19 protein-coding genes are annotated in these 21,669 nt (G+C 53.9%); 4 read left to right on the forward strand and 15 right to left on the reverse strand.

Annotated features, from left to right (window positions below):
* Positions 1-2: 2 nt before the first annotated feature.
* The gene (locus tag M987_RS06685; RefSeq protein ID WP_014068396.1) at positions 3-1,403 is read right to left on the reverse strand and encodes an MFS transporter; all 1,401 of its coding nucleotides are present in this window, start codon (positions 1,401-1,403) and stop codon (positions 3-5) included.
* 224 nt (positions 1,404-1,627) lie between these two features.
* On the opposite strand from M987_RS06685, the gene M987_RS06690 reads away from it, so the two are divergent.
* Positions 1,628-2,452 carry an AraC family transcriptional regulator gene (locus M987_RS06690; RefSeq protein ID WP_014068397.1) on the forward strand — a complete coding sequence of 275 codons (825 nt, stop codon included), beginning with the start codon at positions 1,628-1,630 and terminating at the stop codon, positions 2,450-2,452.
* On the opposite strand, the gene araD is transcribed toward M987_RS06690, so the two are convergent.
* The 8 genes from araD to yiaK all read right to left on the reverse strand — a co-directional run bounded on the left by araD (position 2,453) and on the right by yiaK (position 10,054).
* Complete coding sequence (gene araD, locus M987_RS06695) at positions 2,453-3,148, reverse strand: L-ribulose-5-phosphate 4-epimerase (protein ID WP_014068398.1); 696 nt, start codon at positions 3,146-3,148, stop codon at positions 2,453-2,455.
* Entirely contained in the window at positions 3,142-4,002 is an 861-nt protein-coding gene (locus tag M987_RS06700; RefSeq protein ID WP_014068399.1) for an L-ribulose-5-phosphate 3-epimerase, read from the reverse strand. The genes araD and M987_RS06700 overlap by 7 nt, the downstream gene beginning before the upstream one ends.
* A gap of 2 nt (positions 4,003-4,004) precedes the next feature.
* On the reverse strand, positions 4,005-4,658 hold the full coding sequence (gene ulaD / locus M987_RS06705; protein WP_014068400.1) for a 3-keto-L-gulonate-6-phosphate decarboxylase UlaD: 654 nt from the start codon (positions 4,656-4,658) through the stop codon (positions 4,005-4,007).
* Positions 4,655-6,160, reverse strand: a complete 1,506-nt coding sequence (locus tag M987_RS06710; protein WP_014068401.1) for an FGGY-family carbohydrate kinase — start codon at positions 6,158-6,160, stop codon at positions 4,655-4,657. The genes ulaD and M987_RS06710 overlap by 4 nt, the downstream gene beginning before the upstream one ends.
* A 94-nt stretch (positions 6,161-6,254) precedes the next feature.
* A complete protein-coding gene (locus tag M987_RS06715; protein WP_014068402.1) occupies positions 6,255-7,574 on the reverse strand; it encodes an MFS transporter in 1,320 nt (439 codons plus the stop codon).
* Between the two features lie 49 nt (positions 7,575-7,623).
* Positions 7,624-8,550 (reverse strand): DUF4862 family protein, encoded by a 927-nt coding sequence (locus tag M987_RS06720; RefSeq protein WP_014068403.1) that lies wholly within the window; start codon positions 8,548-8,550, stop codon positions 7,624-7,626.
* Between the two features lie 26 nt (positions 8,551-8,576).
* Complete coding sequence (locus M987_RS06725; protein ID WP_014068404.1) at positions 8,577-9,044, reverse strand: YhcH/YjgK/YiaL family protein; 468 nt, start codon at positions 9,042-9,044, stop codon at positions 8,577-8,579.
* A gap of 11 nt (positions 9,045-9,055) precedes the next feature.
* A complete protein-coding gene (gene yiaK / locus M987_RS06730; RefSeq protein WP_014068405.1) occupies positions 9,056-10,054 on the reverse strand; it encodes a 3-dehydro-L-gulonate 2-dehydrogenase in 999 nt (332 codons plus the stop codon).
* Positions 10,055-10,279: 225 nt separating this feature from the next.
* Between yiaK and yiaJ the strand changes: the two genes are divergently transcribed.
* Together yiaJ and M987_RS06740 are read left to right on the forward strand one after the other, a co-directional pair.
* The gene (yiaJ, locus tag M987_RS06735; protein ID WP_014068406.1) at positions 10,280-11,095 is read left to right on the forward strand and encodes an IclR family transcriptional regulator YiaJ; all 816 of its coding nucleotides are present in this window, start codon (positions 10,280-10,282) and stop codon (positions 11,093-11,095) included.
* A gap of 128 nt (positions 11,096-11,223) precedes the next feature.
* Positions 11,224-11,694, forward strand: coding sequence for a 4Fe-4S binding protein (locus tag M987_RS06740; RefSeq protein WP_014068407.1), 471 nt, complete (start codon positions 11,224-11,226; stop codon positions 11,692-11,694).
* Between the two features lie 4 nt (positions 11,695-11,698).
* Here the strand turns inward: M987_RS06740 and avtA are convergent, their stop codons facing one another.
* Together avtA and M987_RS06750 are read right to left on the reverse strand one after the other, a co-directional pair.
* Positions 11,699-12,955: a valine--pyruvate transaminase gene (gene avtA / locus M987_RS06745; RefSeq protein WP_014068408.1), complete on the reverse strand. Its 1,257-nt coding sequence runs from the start codon at positions 12,953-12,955 to the stop codon at positions 11,699-11,701.
* Between the two features lie 233 nt (positions 12,956-13,188).
* On the reverse strand, positions 13,189-15,219 hold the full coding sequence (locus M987_RS06750; RefSeq protein WP_014068409.1) for an alpha-amylase: 2,031 nt from the start codon (positions 15,217-15,219) through the stop codon (positions 13,189-13,191).
* 314 nt (positions 15,220-15,533) lie between these two features.
* Between M987_RS06750 and M987_RS06755 the strand changes: the two genes are divergently transcribed.
* Complete coding sequence (locus M987_RS06755; RefSeq protein ID WP_014068410.1) at positions 15,534-16,361, forward strand: protein bax; 828 nt, start codon at positions 15,534-15,536, stop codon at positions 16,359-16,361.
* A 51-nt stretch (positions 16,362-16,412) separates the two neighbouring features.
* Here M987_RS06755 and xylR read toward each other — a convergent pair whose 3' ends face one another.
* The 4 genes from xylR to xylF all read right to left on the reverse strand — a co-directional run bounded on the left by xylR (position 16,413) and on the right by xylF (position 21,391).
* Complete coding sequence (xylR, locus tag M987_RS06760; RefSeq protein ID WP_014068411.1) at positions 16,413-17,591, reverse strand: D-xylose utilization transcriptional activator XylR; 1,179 nt, start codon at positions 17,589-17,591, stop codon at positions 16,413-16,415.
* A 34-nt stretch (positions 17,592-17,625) separates the two neighbouring features.
* Positions 17,626-18,807, reverse strand: a complete 1,182-nt coding sequence (gene xylH, locus M987_RS06765) for a xylose ABC transporter permease XylH (RefSeq protein ID WP_014068412.1) — start codon at positions 18,805-18,807, stop codon at positions 17,626-17,628.
* The gene (locus tag M987_RS06770; protein WP_014068413.1) at positions 18,785-20,326 is read right to left on the reverse strand and encodes a xylose ABC transporter ATP-binding protein; all 1,542 of its coding nucleotides are present in this window, start codon (positions 20,324-20,326) and stop codon (positions 18,785-18,787) included. The genes xylH and M987_RS06770 overlap by 23 nt, the downstream gene beginning before the upstream one ends.
* A gap of 72 nt (positions 20,327-20,398) precedes the next feature.
* Positions 20,399-21,391, reverse strand: a complete 993-nt coding sequence (gene xylF, locus M987_RS06775) for a D-xylose ABC transporter substrate-binding protein (RefSeq protein ID WP_014068414.1) — start codon at positions 21,389-21,391, stop codon at positions 20,399-20,401.
* Positions 21,392-21,669 lie beyond the last annotated feature (278 nt).

A 21,669-nucleotide genomic window follows, 5' to 3' on the forward strand; every position in this document is an offset into this window, starting at 1 on the left:
CCTCAGGACTGTACGTGACGCTGGCGCAAATCGGTGGAAATGCGCGACATCATTGGATTATTGAGTCTGCACCAGCGAATACTGACAGCCAGAAGCAGATGGAAAAGGGCAGGGAGCAATGTCTCCATGGCGGTGATGCCTTGCAGAGATGCCGGTGTCTGGTTACCGGCACCAGGCTGATAGGCCACGGCGATAAACACCAGGCTGATGATCCCGGCGCTGGAGGCCCACGCCAGCTTGATGAAAAACAGATTGAAGGCGAAGTTCATGCCTGATGAGCGCACGCCGGTTTTCCATTCGCCGTAGTCGTCGGCGAAGGCCATCAGCGAAAAGTGCAGCGGCAACGTAAAGCCCAGGATGACGCCGTTGCTCAGGATCACAACCAGCCACAACGTCTGGTAATTCGGCCCGCTGGGCAGGAACCACATTCCCGCCGCGAGCACGGCCAGCATCAGGTTGGTGTAATAGTAGAGTTTGACCGTATCAAAACGGCGGGACAGCGGGTTAACGATCACCGCTCCAAGAATGGCCGCAAAGGTCACCATGGTGAAAAACAGTGAGGTGTAGGCGGTGCTGCCCTGGAGCACGTAGGTGATGAAGTACATGTATCCGCCGCCGCGAATGTTGAACACATTGATCAGCAGGAAGGACATTACCAGCATCAGCAGCAACTGGTCGTTTTTACGCAGGCCCGCCAGATGCTCGCGCAGGGTGAATTTGCCCATCAGCGCCAGCGGTACACGTTCACGCACCCAGAAGAAGCAGCACAGGAACATCACCACAGCGATGGCACACAGCACGCCTACCCCAAGCTGATAGCCTTTTGCAGCATTACCCTGACCTAATGCAGATACCAGCCACGGCAGGCCAACGGACACTAAAAATCCGGCAACGCCGCACAACACAAAGCGCCAGGACTGGCAGGAGATCACCTCGTTGTGGCGTGTGGTCATGGTGTTAATCAGCGCGCAGTACGGCACGTTGATGGCGGTATAGCCCACCGACAGGAGCAAGTATGTTCCGAACGCCCAGGCGATTTTCACCCCCATGCTGGCTTCCGGGACGGTGAAGGTCAGTACGCCGATGATCCCAATCGGGAATGCCACCCACAGCTGCCAGGGGCGAAAGCGTCCCCACCGGCTTTGCGTTCGGTCTGCAATCACGCCCATCACCGGGTCGGAGATGGCGTCAAACACGCGAAGTGCAATAAACAATGTGCCGACAAGGGCAGGCGTCAGGCCAAAGATATCGGTATAGAAAAAGGTGAGAAAGTTCATGATAAGACAGGTAATGACCGTGCCGCCCGCGTCACCCAGGCCGTAGCCTATTTTTTCGCGAACCGACAGGCGGTCATCCATTACCTGTTGTGCAACGTCAGATTCAGTAATCGGTGTGGAAGTCATGAGGTAACTCCTCGGTAATCGATTTTTATCGTATTTGTGCAAGGTACCCCATTCATTCTGCACTGAACGGAAAGGCCAACAAGGGAAGGGAAAAGTATAAAAAGATGACGATTCCGACCTGATGCCAAAAATGTGAGTTGGATCGGGCAGGAAAGTTAATATTTATTAATAATCAATGAATAAACTCAATTATTACGATGATAAAAGCGGGATAGTGAATACCGATGCTTGAATTATCCATAGCGCTTCCGATTAAAGTACAAAATGGCGGGTTATTTATTTCCCGGGGTGTGGGTCGCCATCCGGCGAGAAAACTGACGTCGTGGGAGATTATTTTTGTCGAAAAAGGGACATTAACGATCCTCGAGGAAAATTCCCTTTTTGAGGTGAAGGCTGGAGAGAGCTTATTGCTTTGGCCGAATCGGCGACACGTTGGCGTGGAGGATTTCCCGGCAGATCTCAAATTCTACTGGCTGCACTTTGAGGTGGAAAACGTTGAAGTGCAAAACACTGCACAGAACGCCCCGCAGCTGGCAATAGAACAACATTGCAGCGTCAGGGATGCGCAATATGTCATTTCACTGTTCCGCCAGTTTCTGAGCGAGCAGGAAAAATTACAGCGCAGTATTGCGCTGGAACTCTTGTTGCTCCTGATTTTGCAGCAGGTTTCGCTCTCTTCCGGATATGAAGACAAAATAGATGAGGCTGGCGCCTCGATGGCGTGGAAGGCGAAACAGCTTATTCGCACACAATTTCATTTACCCCTTTCCACGTCGCATCTTGCCAGGGAGTTGCACTGTAATGCCGACTATCTGGGGAGGGTGTTTCGACGCACTTTCCATTTAACCCTGACAGAGGCGATTCATCGCCAGCGTGTCAGGGCGGCAGAAAAACTGTTACTGAACGACTCCGCATCACTCACCGAGGTGGCAACCCGCTGCGGGTTTAATGACGTGGGCTATTTCCGGCAGATATTCACTAAGCACACGGGCTTAACACCCGCCGTCTGGAAACGGCGGTATTGTAAGGAACATATTAATTCCGGGTGATTACTGCCCGTAATAGGCATTAGCACCGTGCTTGCGCAGATAGTGTTTGTCCAGTAGCTCTTGCTGCATTACCGGTAGCTGGGGGGCCAGCTGGCGTGAGAACAGACCCATATAAGCACACTCTTCGAGGACCACCGCGTTATGTACGGCATCGGCGGCATTTTTTCCCCAGGCAAACGGGCCGTGGGAATGCACCAGCACCGCCGGGATCTGCATTGGGCTAAGGTCACGTTCCTCGAAGGTTTTGATGATCACTTCGCCGGTCTGATACTCATATTCCCCTGCAATTTCTGCGGTGGTCATCAGCCGCGTGCAGGGGATCGCCCCGTAGAAGTAATCAGCATGAGTGGTTCCCCAGGCTGGCAGGTCTTGCCCCGCCTGTGACCAGATGGTTGCGTGGCGGGAATGGGTATGCACGATGCCGCCAATCTCAGGATAACGGCGGTATAGCGCAAGATGCGTTGGCGTGTCGGACGAAGGTTTTTTGCTACCCTCGACGACCGCGCCGGTGGCGATATCCACCACCACCATGTCCTGTGCGGTCATCACGTCATACTCCACGCCGGAAGGCTTGATCACCATCAGGCCGCGTTCACGATCGACTGCGCTCACGTTGCCCCAGGTAAACGTCACCAGCTGGTGGGCGGGAAGTGCCAGGTTTGCCGCGAGCACTTCGGCTTTGAGTTGTTCTAACATGCCATGCCTCCTTCCTGCATCCGGGCTTCAATCCAGCGACGTGCCTGGATAATTTCGAGTACGGGTTCTTTTGCTTTTTCAGTCCACATTTCAATGAGGAATGCCCCGCGATAGTTCAGCTGATTCAGCGTGTTAAACACGCCGACAAAATCAACGCAGCCTTCGCCAAACGGCACATCGCGGAACTGTCCCGGGCTTTGTGCGGTGACCGGTTGGGTATCTTTCAGGTGGATTGCCGCAATACGGTCAATGCCCAGCGTCAACTCGGCGGTCACATCGTTACCCCACGCGCTCAGGTTGCCGACATCCGGGTAAACGCTAAACCACGGTGAGGCGAGCATGTCGTCCCACTTTTTCCACTTGCTGATGGAGTTCATAAAGGCGGTGTCCATGATTTCCACCGCCAGCATCACCTGAGCGGCAGCGGCTTGTTCCACCGCCCATGCCAGCCCTTCGGCGAAGCGTTGTTGCGTGCCCTCGTCATGCTCTTCGTAATAGACGTCGTAGCCTGCAAGCTGGATGGTGCGGATACCCAGATCACGCGCCAGCCTGATGGCTTTGGTCATGATCTCGCGAGCGCGTTCACGCACGGTCTCATCGCGGCTGCCAAACGGGAAGCGGCGGTGGGCGGACAAACACATCGATGGGATCGACACGCCCGTTTCCAGCATGGCTTCGACCAGAGACGCGCGCTGCGTGGTGTTCCACTCGAGGCGGGATAAGCGTTCATCGGTTTCATCGACCGACATTTCAACAAAATCGAACCCGCAGCTTTTTGCCAGAACCAGGCGTTCTGGCCAGGAGAGTGTTTTTGGCAGCGCTTTTTCATAAATACCTAACGGATGCTGACGCATGGTTACTCTCCCCAGATGTCGCGGATTTGCGAATGGAATGCCTGCGCCACCTGCGGTGGATTTTCTGCACCTGCCAGCGCCCGCCCGGCGATAAAGGCTTTAACGTTGATCTGCTTAAACAGCGGCAGGTCGGCAGGGGTGATCCCACCGGTGACAGAAAGCTGCAAACCGATATCGGACAGCGCTTTCATTCTGGCGAGGTCTGCTTCACCCCACTGCTGACCGCTGGCCTGGGCGTCACGCCCACGGTGGTAGATGGCTTGTCGTACGCCAGTGCGATACCACGCGCGGGCATCGTCCAGTGTCCAGTTGCCAAACAGCTCCATCTGGATTTCCCCGCCGCAGCGCTGCGCGACGTCATGGCCTTTTTCAACGGTTGCCAGCGGTGCGGCGCAGATGATGGTCATCCAGTTGGCGCCTGCGCCAAATGCCTGTTGTGCCAGCGTTTCCCCGGCATCGGCCACTTTCCAGTCGGCCACGATGATTTTGTCCGGGCACTGCTCGCGAAGTGCGCGCACGGCCTGTAAACCCTCGGTCAGGCACAGGATGGTGCCTGCTTCGACGATGTCGACATGATCCGCAAGCAAAGCGACGTCGCGCTGCACGGCCTGAAGTGAGGTATGGTCGAGCGCCAGTTGAAGTAATGGACGGCTCATAGGTCGAACTCCTTAACACGGGCGTGATAGCCCTGTAGTGCGGTAATCAGTAACTGGTATCGGTGGTATTTGCGCTGGTAGGCCGCATGGGCGCGCATGTCGGGCTCAATAATTCGGATGTCATGGCGCAGGGCACGCTGCGCAGCGTGAAAATCGGTATAGATGCCCGTACCGACGAGTGCGGCCAGCGCGGCGCCGGAACATCCTGTCTCTTCAACCTGCGGCAGTTCTATCGCCAGGCCGCTGACATCTGCCAGCATTTGCATCCACACATCTGAATGGGTTGGGCCGCCCGTGACGCGCAGTGATGTCACTTGCGTAAAGCGTTCGAGCATCCGGTTCAGGTGGGTCATGTGGCTGAAGACCACACCCTCATAAACCGCCTGCAAAAGATGGGCCCGGGTGTGCAGTGCCTGCATTCCGTAAAAGCCACTGGTCATCTCCAGTCCGGCGTTGCTGCCATAAAGAAAAGGCAGGAAGAACACATCGCTTTCCGCTTTCGGTAAGCTGGCGACGGCGTGGTTAATCTCCGTGAACGACACGTTACCCCACTGTGCGGTCAGCCATTCCAGGTTGCCGGATGAGGTAGGGCTGGCTTCGTGCACGATGTACTGCTGCGGGTGAACATAGCGGCCATACACATAGGGGAAGGGTTCGTTATCGCGAATGCCGTTGGCGATCCCGCTGGTCACGGCCCAGGTTCCCATCACCGCGTTAAGCGTGTATTCGTCATGTAATCCGGCGCAGATCGCGGTGGAAACCACATCAAACAGCCCGCCAACGACGGGAGTACCCGCCGCGAGACCGGTAAGCGAGGCTGCCTGAGCGGTGATTTCCCCGCAAATTTCTGCTGATTCGACAATGGGCGGAAGCGCGCCATCAATTTCGCCAATCCCGAGCCAGCGCGTCAGCTGCGGGTCGTACTGGCCGGTGTTCATGTTGTAGAGGTTGGATTCTGAGATGTTGCTCTCTTCGCAGCCTTTTACCCCCGTCAGACACCAGCGCAGGTAGTCGTGCGCCATCATCACGCAGCCAATCTGTTGATAACGCTGCGGTTCGTTCTCTTTGACCCAGCGCAGGAGCGATGCCGGATGCCCTGTCCACAGCGTCTGGCGCGTATGCGGATAGAGTTTTTCGGGAATGCCGTCCTGCTGCCAGCGCTGCACTATCTCCAGCGCGCGACGGTCAGAAGAAAGCATGGCGTTGCCCAGCGGTTGATCTTGTTTATCAAGAAGAAACAGCCCTTTGCCCTGAGCCGAAATACCAACGCCTTTGATCTGCTCGCCGTCAACACGAGCGTTTTTGAGCAGCAGCGCGACGGTTGCATGGCAGTGCTGCCAGAGCTGGTGCATATCGCGCTCGGCATAGCCAGGGCGCGGGCTGAGGGTGGCAACCGAGCGGCGCTCAATACAGACTTCTTTTCCCTGGCTGTTGTATAAACCGGCTTTCAGATAAGTACCGCCACAATCGATACCCAGCCAGAAGGGCTCTTTTTCACTCATCTTCATCTCACTTATGCGCCGGGTGGCGCTGTGCTTACCCGGCCTACGGTTCGGTTTCAGCCCTCGCCCACAGGAGAGGGCTGAGGTAAGGGCCTCAGGCCGCACGCTTATGCGGATTCACCGTGGGATTTGTTTCCGATCCGGCATCGCATTTCGCCGGTAACAGCAGGGCCAGCAGCGATGCCAGCGCCAGAGAAACCGCCAGGCAGTAAACCCCAGCGTCTTTGCTGTACAGCGTGATAAGTACGCCCACCGCATAAGGGCCGCAGAAACCACCGAGGTTACCCAGGGCGTTAATGACACCGCGCGCACCGCCTGCCATTTCGGCACTGAACAGACGCGCCGGAATGGTCCAGAACACGCCAGCAGCGGATTGCAGGAAGAAGCCGCAGCCCACCAGAGCGGCGTAGGCCAGCCAGGTGTTCTCTTTTAGTGCCACAGAAAGGAACATGCAGAGCGCGAAGCCAATTAGCGGCAGGGAGACAAACAGTTTGCGTTTACCGGTGCGGTCAGAGAGTGAAGAGAACAGGAACATGCCCGCAATCGCGCCGATGTAAGGCAGAATGGCGAGCATCCCCACCTGGCCGATGCTGGTGTGTGTCAGCTCTTTCAGGATGGTTGGCAGCCAGAGGGTGTAACCGTAAATCCCGGTCTGGTAGAAGAAGTTCAGGGCGATCAACTGCCACATGGTTTTGTCAGAGAGCACGGCACCCAGTGAGGCATTTTTCACCTCTTTACCGGCGATGGCTTGTTGTTCAGCCGCCAGGGTTTGCACCAGGTAGTTTTTTTCAGCCTCGGAAATCCAGCGTGCTTCCTGCGGGCGGTCGTAAACGGTGAGCGCCCACAGCACCAGAACTACAATCGACAGCAGGCCTTCAATGATGAACAGCCAGCGCCAGTCGAGTGCGGTGATGATCCAGCCTGACAGCGGCGCGGTGATAATCCCGGCGATGGGCACAAACATAATCACAATGGCGTTCGCGCGGCCACGTTCGGCATCCGGGAACCAGTTACTGATCATTGTGAGTACGACAGGCAGCATCCCGCCCTCAGCCACGCCGAGTAAGAAGCGTAGCGCCAGCAACTGATACTGGTTTGTGACGAGACCCGTCAGTACCGAGAGCACCGCCCAGGCGACCAGCGACCAGCCAATGAATTTCTTACCACTGCCGTGAACGGCAATTTTGCCGCCAGGCACCTGGAGGAACAGATAGCCAAGAAAGAAGATCCCACCCGCCAGGCCTGCCATGGTGGCAGAAATACCCAGCTCCTCGTCCATGCCGCCAGGCATCGCAAATGCGATATTCACACGGTCCATATATGAAATAATGCAGGCGATAAGAATAGGAGGAATGATCCTTAGCCAGCGCTGGTGTGGAATATCCGCATGTAGAGCATTAGAAGAAGTGTTCATATTTAATGTCTCAGTTAATGTAACCGATATAGGGATGTTTTTTTTATTGTTATTGCGTTGCTTTATTCATAGCGCTAATACCGTCGCGCAAAATGGCGATGCGATGGTTGACGTTAGCATTAGCATTTATTTCCAGTAATTTAATACCGGAGAATTTCAATGTTGCGGTGCTCGCCGCAGTAAACAGTGTTTTGGCGTGTTCAGTCGTCATTAAACTTTCGGCGCAGAACGAAGAAAACGGCGCGTGGAGATCTTGCCAGTCACCGTATTCACCGGTTGCTGTTGTCCCGGAGAACATCAGTGCCCCAAGCTTGCCAGCTCTGAGCGCCGCCTGAACATGCTCAGCGGGTAGCGTGGTATTTCTTCCTTCAATGGCCGAACGCGCCCAGTTAATGCACACGCTGATATCAGTGTCTTTTACGACATCCAGCACCTGCTCCAGGGGTAAAAATCCCTTACGCGGCGCGCAGCCGTTCATGGCATCGCAGTGTTCCAGAACCAGATCGCATGACCAGTCCCATCCGGCGATTTCGCGAACCGAGCGGGCGAACGCGTCAGTGGCCTGCTCAACAGAGGCATTGCCTGCCTGAGGCGCGGCCTGCATTTCCAGCGCGATCACTTTGCCCGGGAAACGCGTATTGACGGCATTAATCTTCTGGCGCAAATGGCGGTAAAAATTGATGCTGGCTTTTCGCTGCTCTTCATCCGCGGAGGCCAGGCCAAAGGCACCGTTTGTGCCACGCCGGCGCATGGTTTCCATTACCGCCGTGACCACGATTTGCCAGTCGCCAGGCGTATGCCGGAACAACCATTCATCGCCATAAGGATGCAGATCTTCAAGGCAGGGTTGTTCCAGCCCGCGAATGTACGGCGTGTCGGAAAGTTCTCGCCAGAAGGTTTGTTCTTCTTGTTCCCCTTTCTGGTGAAACGAGGGTGCGCAGGGGTACGCACCAATAATAAAACCGGTGTTGGTCATTTCGCGTTCCTGTATTTATCAGAAAATTACTGTAATTCGCTGATTGCCACTTTCACTACAATTTTACGAATTGCATTTTCCTTGTTTTTAATACAGGCAGGACGATGAACATCCTGCGGGAAAAATATGGCGTAATTGCCCGGAGTCATTTCAATAAATGATTCGTTTTCACTGCCGTGATAAAAAATAATATCCCGTTGTTCCAGTAACGATTCGCTGATTTCGTTATTACCCGTATCAATAGCGATACCTATTTTTTCTTCACCCCAGGCGAGAAACTGGATATCCAGGTAACGGCGATGGACTTCAGGACGGTTTTCGTGTTTTTCCTTCGTTTTCAGGTCGAGCACCTGGGCGAAGATGTTCCGTCCGTCGATTTCCACGACGCCAGGCTCTAGCGCGCTGAAGTCTGTGTTGCGCAGAAAATCGAGTGCTTTTTCAATGGCCTGCGGCAGGCGGCACGGGTTTGGCTGCGAAATATGTCCGAATATCATGGCGTCACTCCCTACAGCGACTGGATCTTCGCCCATACACTGTCGTCAACGGTGATTCCGTTACGACGGTTCTCTTCCAGCAGGCGCGTGAATTCATGTCCCGGCAGGCGAACAGCAACGTTTTCGTCTGAGCGCTCGGCATTGGTGATGAAATCCATAATGCGCTGAAGTTTGGCATCGCGGGTTGGGCCGTCGATCAGTTTATCGACCTCAATGGCGATAAAGATCTGCGATACGCCGTACTCGTCGCTGTTGTCCTGGGTGACTTCCGCCACGGAGGAGCCGTTAGAGAGCAGAGTCGCAATCATATCCAGCACGATAGACAGGCCAGAACCTTTCCAGTAGCCCATTGGCAGAATACGGCGGTTTTTCTCAATCACGCCCGGTTCTTTGGTCAGGTTACCTTCGTCGTCAAATCCACCGTCAACCGGCAGCGTGCGCCCGGCAAGGCGGTTCACTTCCAGCATCCCGTAAGAGAACATCGACATCGACATATCTACCATGGTGATGGGGCTGGACGGGATGGCGACGATCAGTGGGTTTGTCCCGATGCAGCACTCTTTCGAGCCCCACGCAGGCATCACGGCGATGGAGTTTGTCCAGCAAATGCCAATATAGCCTTTCTCCGCAGCCTGCCAGCCGTAGCTGCCGCCGCGCATCCAGTGGTTAGCGTTACGCAATGCCACCAGGCCAATCCCGTGGTCGGAGGCCAACTCTGTGGCGCGATCCATCATCTTTTTCGCCGTCAGATTGCCAATAGAACGCTGGGCATCCCACTGTTCGATCGCCCCCAGCGTGGTCACGCGTTTTGGTAGCGCATCAGGAATGATGTCGCCTGCGTCAAGCTGCTGGATAAAACGTGGGAAGCGATTCACGCCGTGTGAATAGACGCCTGATTCTGTGGTGCGGGCAAACATCTCCGCACAGGCATCTGCGGTATCTGCTTTGACGCCGCGATTGAGCAGAACGCGATTAAATGCCGCTTTCAACTCTTCGAATGTCACTTTCATCCCTGTTCTCCTGTTCTTTTTAGGGGCCGCTGTGAGTGCTTTTTTATCTCTAAATTTCACTATGCGAAATCTGATTTCAAATATAGCGATCAATTTTTGTCAGATCAACGACATTCATGATTTTCAAAATCGATTAAAATCAAGTGGTTGTGTTTTTTCTGTTGAGATCGTGAACTAAGCCACACTTTGCGCTACCATCAGGGCGCGATAAAAAGGAGCTATTTGATGAGCATGAAAGAGAGCGAAATGACGCAAGAAAAAGAGAGGCCAGCAGGTAGCCAGAGCTTGTTTCGCGGCCTGATGCTGATTGAGATCCTCAGTAACTACCCGAACGGGTGTCCGCTTGCGCATTTATCAGAACTTGCGGGGCTTAATAAGAGCACCGTGCACCGACTGTTACAGGGGTTGCAGTCGTGTGGCTATGTCACACCAGCCCCGGCCGCGGGCAGCTATCGCCTGACCACCAAATTTATTGCCGTTGGGCAAAAGGCGCTGTCGTCGCTGAACATCATCCACGTGGCGGCACCGCATCTTGAGACGCTGAACATTGCCACGGGTGAGACGGTGAACTTCTCCAGTCGGGAAGATGACCATGCCATTCTGATTTACAAGCTGGAGCCGACGACCGGGATGCTGCGTACGCGCGCCTATATTGGCCAGCATATGCCGCTCTACTGTTCTGCAATGGGTAAGATTTACATGGCGTTTGGCCACCAGGATTATGTGGCGAGCTACTGGGAAAGCCATCAGGATCAGATCCAGCCCCTGACGCGTAACACCATTACTGAACTCAGCGCCATGTACGATGAGCTGGCAGAAATTCGCGAACACAGCCTGGCGATGGATAAAGAAGAGAATGAACTGGGCGTGTCGTGTATTGCCGTGCCGGTCTTTGATATTCATGGCCGCGTGCCGTATGCCATCTCCATATCGCTTTCGACTTCGCGTATGAAGCAAGTGGGCGAGAAGAACCTGTTGAAACCCCTGCGTGAAACCGCAGAGGCAATTTCCCGCGAGCTGGGCTTTACTGTGCGCAGCTAAACGTCTGGCAAAAAGCCAGATCGGGTGGCAAATGCCACAAATCTGGCTCCTTTCCCCTGTTTGATCAAAGCGCTGGCGCACACCTCTCTGGCACTCTGCGGTTTTAAGCGCGCAGGCGGAGTTAAGAGATGAACCGGTTTATTGTTGCTGATTCGGAAAAATGCATTGGCTGTCGTACCTGCGAAGTGGCCTGCGTGGTTTCGCATCAGGACACGCAGGATTGCGCAGCCGTTACCGCCGTGGCGTTCTCTTCGCGTATCCGGGTGATAAAAGGCGGGGCATTTACTACTGCGGTGGCGTGTCACCAGTGCGAAGATGCGCCCTGCGCGAATGTTTGCCCAACCCAGGCAATTCGTTCTGAGGCGGGAGTCTGGCGGGTGGAGCAGTCTCGCTGCATTGGCTGCAAGAGCTGTATGGTGGCTTGCCCGTTTGGGGCGATGCAGATTGCTGTGGTCGCGGAGCACGCCCAGGCACTGAAATGCGATTTGTGCGCACATCGCGCGGACGGGCCAGCCTGCGTTGCTGCTTGCCCGACACACGCGCTGAGCTGTGTTGATCCCGCCAGATTACGTGTCGAACGTCTGCATTATCTGGCGTAAGGCGTTACTGGCCGCCTTCGCGCCAGGCGATTTCAATCTCTTCTGCAAGGATTTTCACGCCAGCTTCAATTTTGTCCGGATCGGGAACGTAGTTCATACGCATACACTGGTGCGTGTGCGGCCATGGTTTATCCAGACCCGGGAAGAAGTAATCCCCTGGCACCATCAGGACGCCGCGTTTTTTCAGGCGCTGATAAAGCAGCTCCGTCGAAATCGGCAGATCCTTAAACCACAGCCACAGGAATATCGCCCCTTCTGGTTTATGGATCAGGCAGCGTTCTTCCGGTAAGTAGCGGCGAAGGATCGCAATCGTCTCCTGAACGCGCTGGTAATAGAACGGTTTAATCACGTCGTTTGACAAGCGCAGCAGGTCGTTGCGTTTGATCATTTCGCACATCATCGCCGGGCCGATACCGCCAGGAGAAAGGCTGATAATGCCGTTCATGTTGGTGATGGCAGTGATGATTTTTTCGTTGGCAACGATGATGCCGCAGCGGCTACCCGGCAGGCCGAGCTTGGAAAGGCTCATGCAGAGCACAATGTTCGGGTTCCACAGCGGGCGCGCTTCGCTGAAGATGATGCCAGGGAAAGGCACGCCGTAGGCATTATCAATCACCAGCGGGATGCCGTGCTGATTTGCCAGCGCATCCAGCTTCATCAGTTCGTCATCGGTGATGACGTTGCCTGTCGGGTTGGTTGGGCGCGACACGCAGATCATGCCCGTCTCTTCGCCAATATGCAGATGCTCAAAATCGACGTGATATTTGAACTGGCCTTCCGGCAGCAGCTCGATATTCGGACGCGCAGAAACAAACAGGTCTTCTTCCAGGCCGGAATCGGCGTAGCCGATGTATTCCGGAGCCAGCGGGAACAGCACTTTTTTGGTGGTGCCGTCGGCGCGACGTCCTGCAAAGAGGTTAAACAAGTAGAAAAATGCGCTCTGGCTGCCGTTTGTCAGTGCAATATTCTGTGGCTCGATATCCCAACCCAGCTCTTCACGCAGCATATCGGCAAGGAGGGTGAGCAGCTCTGTTTTACCCTGAGGGCCATCGTAATTGCAAAGCGCATCAGTCGCTTTACCGTTTTCCAGCATGTTGGCCAGCAGCGTCTGGAAATACTCATTCATCTCCGGGATTTGAGCCGGGTTTCCGCCGCCGAGCATGATTGCGCCCGGTGTGCGCAGCCCGTCGTTGAGATCCTCCATCAGGCGGGTAATGCCTGAATGGCGGGTAAATTTGTCGCCGAAAAGTGAAAACGTCATAGCAGGTGTTCTGTCGAGCTTATTATGAAAGTGGGTAACCATAACGCTAGCATCGGGCGGGTGCAAATCGAGTGACACAGTAGGGTTTAGTGTTTTATGTGTCGGGTGTAAATTTTTGTAGTGCATAGTTCTGGTGAGTACCCCTCACCCCGGCCCTCTCCCCAAAGGGGCGAGGGTGAAAGACCGCACCGTGCAATCCCCTCTCCCTTTCGGGAGAGGGTTACGGTGAGGGATTACTGGTTTCCCGCCCACACCACCATGGCTTTATCACCATTATGCTCACGTACAAAACCATACCCTTGTTTTAGCGAAAGCGTGGTTTGCTTACCTTCGCCAATGGCCGGGTGGCGGGCACGGAACTGCCCCAGGATCTGCCAGTGGGCAACGGTTAACGCCTCTTTACCCGTGACATCCTGCCAGTTCATATCCGAACGCGTTCCCTGAAGTGGGTCAGATCCTGTCGGGCCAAATGGGCGTTCGGATTCATCCCCGTAGTAAATTTGCACGCTTCCTGGCGCCAGCAGGAGCAGCTCTGCGGCACGCTGCCCTCCTTCACGGAACAGGCGGGTATCGTGCGAAGAGAGATAGCTCAGGACGTTGAATCCCTGGAGTTTTTCCGCCATTTGCTGCCAGGTTAAGCCGATATCGGCCAGGCAATCCACCGCTTTCGCCGCCTGTTCCTGATAGTCGAAGTTGATCATTGCGTCGAAACCGTGGCGGTAATAGTCGCTCTGCATAACCCCGTGGCCCCAGGATTCGCCGGTCATCCAGAACGGGGCATCATCGAGCTTTTTGGTTGGGTTTTCTGCTTTCCACGCCTTTAACGCTGCGCTTGCCTGGTCTTTCAGCTGCTGCCAGGCGGCAAGTTCGACATGTTTAGCCGTATCGACACGGAAACCGTCGATGCCGTAATCACGTACCCACTGGCTGAGCCAGTGAGTCAGATAATCCCGTGGCGTGTAGCCGGCAATCTCTTTGGCGTGCGTATCTGGTTTGTGTTGATAAAAGTTTGGCAGGCCGGAAGGGACGGTCGATTCCGTTTTCAGGTCAGGTAAAAACGCCAGCGACATGGTTAAGTCGTCATAACCCGGGCTGTCGTAATCACCGATATCGGTGCGTATCCATTTTTTGCCCCACCATTTTTCCCACGCGGCTTTATCACTGAAATTAATGTAGTCGTTAAAACTGTGCCAGCTCTGGCCCGCGCCCGGCTTCCAGTCAGTCCAGTGTTCGCCCAGGGTCTTTTTCAGCTCGTCGCCTTGCAGGTACAGTGCACCAAACTGGAATTCCTGCATATCGGCGAGCGTGGCGTAACCCGTGTGGTTCATTACGATATCGAACAGGATGCGGATACCGCGCTTGTGGGCTTCATCAATCAGTTGGCGCAAGTCGTCTTCCGTGCCCATGTTGGCATCCAGTTTTGTCCAGTCCTGCGTGTAGTAGCCGTGATAAGCGTAGTGAGGAAAATCGCCTTTCGTACCGCCACCCACCCAGCCGTGGATCTGTTCCAGCGGGGAACTTATCCAGAGCGCGTTAACACCCAGCTGCTGTAAGTAATCGAGTTTACTCGCGAGGCCTTTGAGATCACCACCGTGGAACGTGCCAATTTCCTGCATCCCGTCTTTATGGCGACCGTAGCTGTTGTCATTCGTCGGATCGCCATTAACGTAGCGGTCGGTCAGTACAAAGTAGACGGCAGCATTTTGCCAGCTGAAGGGAGCGGGTTTGTCGGTTTCGGCGCGCTCCAGCAGCAACAACCCGTTGCTGTTAGCCGCGGGCTGAAGTGTGATTTTTCCGTTTTGCACGGTCGCGGTTTGCTTGCTGTAGAAATCGCGCACCACTGAGCCTTCAGGGAAGGTACTGCTCACGTCCAGAGTCAGCGGTTTTCCGTCCCATTTTGGGCACTGACGGATAACGTTTGCCACCGGCTGTTCCGTCACGCTTTGGATCGTCAGCATCAGGGTTGGTGTGCCAGAACGGGTATCGACACGCATCTGGTAGTCGCCATCACGGAACAGACGCCACTGCGGTGGGGTGCCTTCGCAGGGTTTAAGCGACAACATCTCGTTGAGTTTTATGGCATCTGTTGGCTGCCAGCACGCGTTGTCAAAACTCACCGTCAAAGGACGGGTACCCTTCGCGAGCTTTGCATGGCTGGTAAATATCCCAGTGCCTTCAGCGCTGAACGCGCCAAAACCCGGTGATGTCCAGTCGGCGTGTGCCAGTGCGGGTAACATCAGAAAAGCTAATGCAGTGCGTTTCATTCCATTTTCCTGTCGCGGCATTTTTGACCAGTGTGCCACCAGGTAAAGTCGAGAAACTCATCCCTTTGCGCTTTCTAAGAGGGTGATGCGAAAGGATGAGTGATCCCGCGCAAAATTAAGCAGTTATCTGCGATAACGCACACAATTTTTCAGGAGTGATGTTTTAGTGAGCAACTTTTAGGTGACATAGTTTCGGAATTGGACTATTTCTTTAGGTGCTCTGGAAGTCTATTTTTGATATGATTTGAGATTCCGCTCTCAAATTTGTGAAAAAAATAAGGTGTTGGAATGTTTAAATCCGACCAGGAGACCTAATGATATCGACTCCCATTCGACGATTTGGGGCTACGATACTCATGTTACTCACCGTGTCATTTTCAGGTGAGGTGCTTGCGAAAACGCACACGGATACATCGAGTCACAAAGCCCACGTCATAAAGACGACGAGTAAAAGTAAGGTTAGCAGTAAACAAGAGTATTCTCGCAATAGTGCAAAGAGTAGTTCACTTCCTGATTTGCGAAAATACCCTTCCGGGACACCAAGGAAAAAAGCGTTTCTCCGGACGGTAATGCCTTATATTACAAGTCAAAATGCCGCGATTACTGCGGATCGTAACTGGCTGACATCAAAGCAGTACGATAGCCGCTGGTCGCCATCTGAACGCACGCGTCTGAAAGAAATCGCACAACGCTACAAGGTTAGCTGGAACGGTAACACGCGTCGTGTGCCGTGGAATGCGTTGTTAGAGCGTGTGGACATCATCCCGGGCAGCATGGTAGCAACCATGGCCGCAGCCGAAAGTGGCTGGGGGACGTCAAAGCTGGCGCGTAGCAACAATAATCTCTTCGGTATGAAGTGTGCCAAAGGCCGTTGTAACAATGCGCCAGGTAAGGTGAAAGGGTATTCACAGTTTGAGTCTGTGAAAGACTCTGTGAACGCCTATGTGGTGAACCTGAACACGCACCCGGCATACTCCTCATTCCGTAAGTCACGCGCTCAGTTGCGTAAAGCGGATCAGGAAGTGACGGCAAGCACGATGATCCACAAGCTGAAAGGTTATTCCACCCAGGGACAGAGCTATAACAACTATCTGTTCGCGATGTACCAGGATAACCAGCGTTTAATCGCCGCACATATGTAATCCTCAAAAAAACGCCTTCCACTGGAAGGCGTTTTTCTTTTCTGCATCAGACTACATCAGCACTTCACTATGACGCTCCCGATACTCCTTCGGCGTGGTGTCGTACTCTTTCTTGAAGACCGAATAGAAGTACTGCAGCGACGGGTAACCACACATCTGCGATATCTCGTTGATCGACAGCGAGGTAGAGACAAGCAGGCTGCGTGCTTTTTCCAGTTTTTCAGCGTGAATAACTGCATGGATGGTTTCACCAACCTCTTCCTTGAAACGTTTCTCCAGGTTGGAGCGCGAGATGCCAACCGAATCCAGCACCTGATCGACCTTGATACCTTTGCAGGCATGGTTGCGAATGTAGTGCATAGCCTGGATCACGGCCGGGTCGTTCAGGGAACGGTAATCGGTAGAACGCCGTTCCACCACGCGAACGGGAGGAACCAGTAAACGCTGGAGTGGCAAGGCTTCGTTATCCAGCAGCCGGTGGAGTAATTTCGCCGCCTGATACCCCATCTGGCGTGTTCCCTGTGCAACCGATGACAGCGCCACGCGTGACAGATAACGGGTAAGCTCTTCGTTATCAATACCGATAACGCACAGCTTTTCGGGAACGGGAATGTGTAAATGCTCGCAGACCTGTAGCACATGGCGGGCACGAGCATCGGTCACCGCGATAATGCCGGTTTGCGGAGGCAAGGTTTGCAGCCAGTCCGCAAGGCGGTTTTGTGCGTGCTGCCAGTTTTCAGGCGCAGTTTCCAGCCCCTGATACACGACTCCGCGATACTTCTCCTGCGCAACCAACTGGCAGAAGGCGTATTCGCGCTCCATTGCCCAGCGTTTACCGCTTGAGACGGGCAGGCCATAAAATGCAAAGCGATGAACGCCTTTCTCTTTTAAATGCAAAAAGGCACTTTCGACCAGTGCATGATTATCGGTCGCGATATAGTTAACTGGCGGGTAGTTTTCGGGTGAATGGTAAGAGCCGCCAACGCCCACAATCGGGACGTCGACGTCGGTAAGTAGTTGTTCGATGACGGGATCGTCGTAATCAGCGATCACGCCATCGCCAAGCCAGTCTTTGATGTTTTCAATGCGAGCCCGGAAATCCTCTTCGATGAAAATATCCCACTCCGATTGCGACGCCTGCAAATATTCGCCTACACCTTCAACCACCTGGCGGTCGTAGGCTTTGTTGGCATTGAATAACAACGTAATGCGGTGACGCTTCTCAAACATGGCTTACTTTCCCAAATAAGTAACAATGCTGTTATCAGGCCCGTCGCTTGGTTGCAGAGTCCATCCATACTGCCAGCAACAGAATGGCCCCCTTGACGATATACTGCCAAAAGGTCGGGACGTCCATCATACTCATTCCGTTATCCAGCGAAGCCATAATAAATGCCCCCATCACTGCGCCCGCCACGCTGCCGACACCCCCGGCGAGGCTGGTGCCACCAATGACGCAGGCCGCGATGGCATCCAGCTCGGCGATGTTCCCTGCAGACGGCGAACCGGCACCCAGACGTGAACTGAGTATCAGCCCGGCGATCGCCACCATCAGGCCGTTGATGGCAAAGACGGCAAGCTTAGTGCGTTCGACATTAATGCCCGACAGCCGAGCCGCCTCCAGGTTGCCACCAATCGCATAAATACGGCGACCAAATGCGGTGCGCGTGGCCATAAACATGCCCGCCAGCAGCAGAAGTGCTAACAGCAACACCGGGGTCGGTACGCCACGATAGTCGTTCAGAAGCCATATGGCGCCCAACACGATAACCGCAGTCAGCGCCTGACGCCCGACAACCGATGTCGGCGGAGCTGAGGCTAATCCCAGCGCCTGACGGCGCATACGCCCGCGCCACTGCCAGGCAACGAAGGCCATTAACCCTACCACACCGAGCGTGAAGCCTAAGCCACCAGAGAGATAGCTCTGCCCAATTTGTGACATGGATGCGCTGGTCGGCGACACGGTTGTGCCGTTAGTAATACCAATCAAAATGCCACGGAAGGCCAGCATCCCGGCAAGCGTGACAATAAACGAGGGCACTTTGCGATAGGCAACCCACCATCCATTCCATGCCCCGAGCACCAGGCCCATGATCAGCGTGACGGCGACAGTGAGCGGCAACGGCCAGCCCAACCAGACATCGAAAATGGCGGCTACACCGCCAAGAAGACCCATCATTGAACCAACGGAGAGGTCTATCTCGGCGGAGATAATCACAAATACCATACCCACCGCCAGGATGCCTGTGATGGCCGTCTGGCGCAGCAGGTTGGAAACGTTACGTGCGCTCAGGTAAGAGCCATCGGTCATCCAGGTAAAAAACAGCATGATGACGATAATCGCGGCAATCATGACAAAGACTTGCAGGTTCAGTAGCTTAAGCCCCGCGAACGCGCCTGGCGTCGGTGCAGCGACTTTAAGATCAGACGGATTGCTTTTCGACATGACGTTCGCTCCTTAATGCGGCTTCCATCACCTGCTCTTGCGTCAGGCTTTGGTTAATCAGGTTGGCTTTTAATTTCCCTTCATGCATGACCAGCACGCGGTCGCTCAGACCAAGCACTTCAGGGAGCTCAGAAGAAATGACAATGACCGCAATCCCTTGCTGCACAAGCTGATTAATCAGTTTGTAGATTTCGTATTTTGCACCGATGTCGATCCCGCGCGTCGGCTCATCCAGAATCAAAATGCGTGGATTGAGCAGCAGGCAGCGCGCCAGTATCGCTTTTTGTTGATTACCCCCACTCAGGCGACCAATGGCCAGTTCCGGGGAGGAGGTTTTTACCTTAAGCCTGGCGAGCGACTGGAGAATGCACTGCTGCTCGGCGGCATCGTCGAGGCTGCTGAGTGCACCAGAAAACTGGTTAAGGGCGGCAAGAGTGATGTTTTTACCCACGGCCATAACCGGAACGATGCCGTCTTTTTTGCGGTCTTCCGGCACCATCGCGATGCCCTGAGCGATGGCCTGCTGGCAGCTGTCGATATGAACCGGCTGGCCATCAATATAAATACTGCCTTCCCAGCGCCCTGGCCAGACGCCGAACAGGCACTGTACGGCTTCGGTTCGCCCGGCGCCGACCAGCCCAGCGATGCCGAGGATCTCGCCGCGATGAAGTGAGAAGGAGACATTGTTCACGCGCTTAATGTGGCGGTTAACGGGGTGCCATGCAGTCAGGTTTTCAACGCGTAACACTTCATCCCCAATGGTATGGGGTTCGTTCGGATACAGCGCGGTGAGCTCGCGCCCGACCATCATGGTAATGATGTCATCTTCGCTCATGCCTGCCGCGTCGCGAGTGCCGATGTGCTGACCATCGCGGATCACGCAGATGGTGTCCGAAATAGCTTTCACTTCATTGAGTTTGTGCGAAATGTAGATGCAGGCAATGCCGTGGTGTTGCAGGTCGCGGATGATGTTGAGCAGGACGGCCGTTTCCTGTTCGGTAAGTGATGCCGTCGGTTCATCGAGTATTAACAGCCGCACCTGCTTGTTCAGCGCTTTGGCAATTTCAACCAACTGCTGTTGGCCAAGCCCTAAATCCCCCACGCGGGTATTGGGTGAAATCGCAAGGCTCACCTGCGCCAGCAGCTTTTCACAGCGCAGCGTCATGGTGTCGTAATCCAGCACGCCGTGACGTGAAATCTCAGCGCCCAGGAAGATATTTTCCAGCACGGTGAGATGCTTAACCAGTGCCAGCTCCTGATGGATGATAGCGATGCCTTTGCGTTCGGTATCGCGGATGTGTGTGGCCTGAATCACCTCACCGGCAAAGACGATTTCGCCGTCGTAGCTGCCGTGAGGATAGATCCCGCACAACACTTTCATCAGCGTTGATTTACCCGAACCGTTTTCACCACACAGTGAAACCACCTCTCCGGCGTTGAGCCGCAGGCTGACGTTATCGACAGCTTTCACCGCGCCGAAAGCTTTGGTGATGCTTTTCATTTCTAGTAAATAAGGCATAACTGCTCCACATGACCCGAAGTAAGAACAGCACAAGTCGATGCGCCCCCGCAGGGCAGGGGCAGCGCTGGATTACAGTTCACTCTTTTTGTGGAAACCGTCTTTAATCACTGTGGCGTCAATGTTCTCTTTATTGACTTCGATCGGGGTGAGCAGGCGAGACGGAACATCTTTCAGGCCGTTGTTCAGGCTAGTGTCTGCTTTAGGTTGTTGGTTATTGCCAAGCTCAACGGCAATTTCAGCTGCCGTGTTGGCGAGCTCGGTGATGGGTTTGTAGACGGTCATGGTTTGCGTGCCAGCGATAATACGTTTAACACCCGCGAGATCGGCATCCTGACCTGAAATCGCGACTTTACCGGCAAGGCCCTGCGCGCTGAGCGCCTGAATGGCACCGCCTGCTGTTGCATCATTGGACGCAACAACAGCGTCAATTTTGTTGTTATTGGCAGTTAAGGCGTTTTCCATAATTTTTAGCGCATTTTCTGGAAGCCAGCCATCTGCCCATTGATCGCCAACCACTTTAATCTTGCCATCGTCAATATATGGCTTAAGCACTTTCATTTGTCCTTCACGGAACAGTTTGGCGTTGTTATCGACCGGCGAGCCGCCCATCAGGAAATAATTCCCCTGAGGCACTTTATCAACCAGACTTTTTGCCTGTAATTCACCCACTTTTTCATTATCGAATGAAATATAAAAATCAATATCCGCATTATTAATCATGCGATCGTAGGCTAAAACTTTTATACCTTCTTGTTTTGCTTCTTTAACTACGTTACTTAACACCTGGCCGTTATAGGGGATAATGACCAGAACATCTACGCCGCGGTTAATCATATTCTCGATTTGCGACATTTGGGTTTCTTCGTTGCCGTTAGCCGACTGAACAAACACCTGTGCGCCAAGCGATTCCGCTTTTTTCACAAAAATATCGCGATCTTTTTGCCAGCGTTCAAGGCGCAAATCGTCAATAGCCATGCCGATTTTTACCTCTTTTGCATGACCAGCAAAGCTTGCAAGCAGGAGAGTAGTGCAGAGAGTAAGGGACAGGTTCTTTATCTTCATAATTATAGGGCCTTTTTGTAGGTGATGTGCTGCTGAGATAAAAGAAACATTCACTGCTGTAGACGCAGCAAATTTTTAACGTGGAATGGCTGGCTGGCAATTACAGATTTTTATCTTCTCGTTATGATATTTGGTTTATTTCTGAATTTATGACCGCGATCTGATTTTAAAAAGCGTAACTTATTAATTACACGCAAATCTGGAATAAACGCCGAAAAAATAGTTTGCCTGCGCATTATTTTGCGAGCCAGCGCACAGTTGTGCATTCTCTCAATAGC

It is taken from the genome of Enterobacter soli ATCC BAA-2102, from assembly GCF_001654845.1.
Classification (GTDB): domain Bacteria; phylum Pseudomonadota; class Gammaproteobacteria; order Enterobacterales; family Enterobacteriaceae; genus Enterobacter; species Enterobacter soli.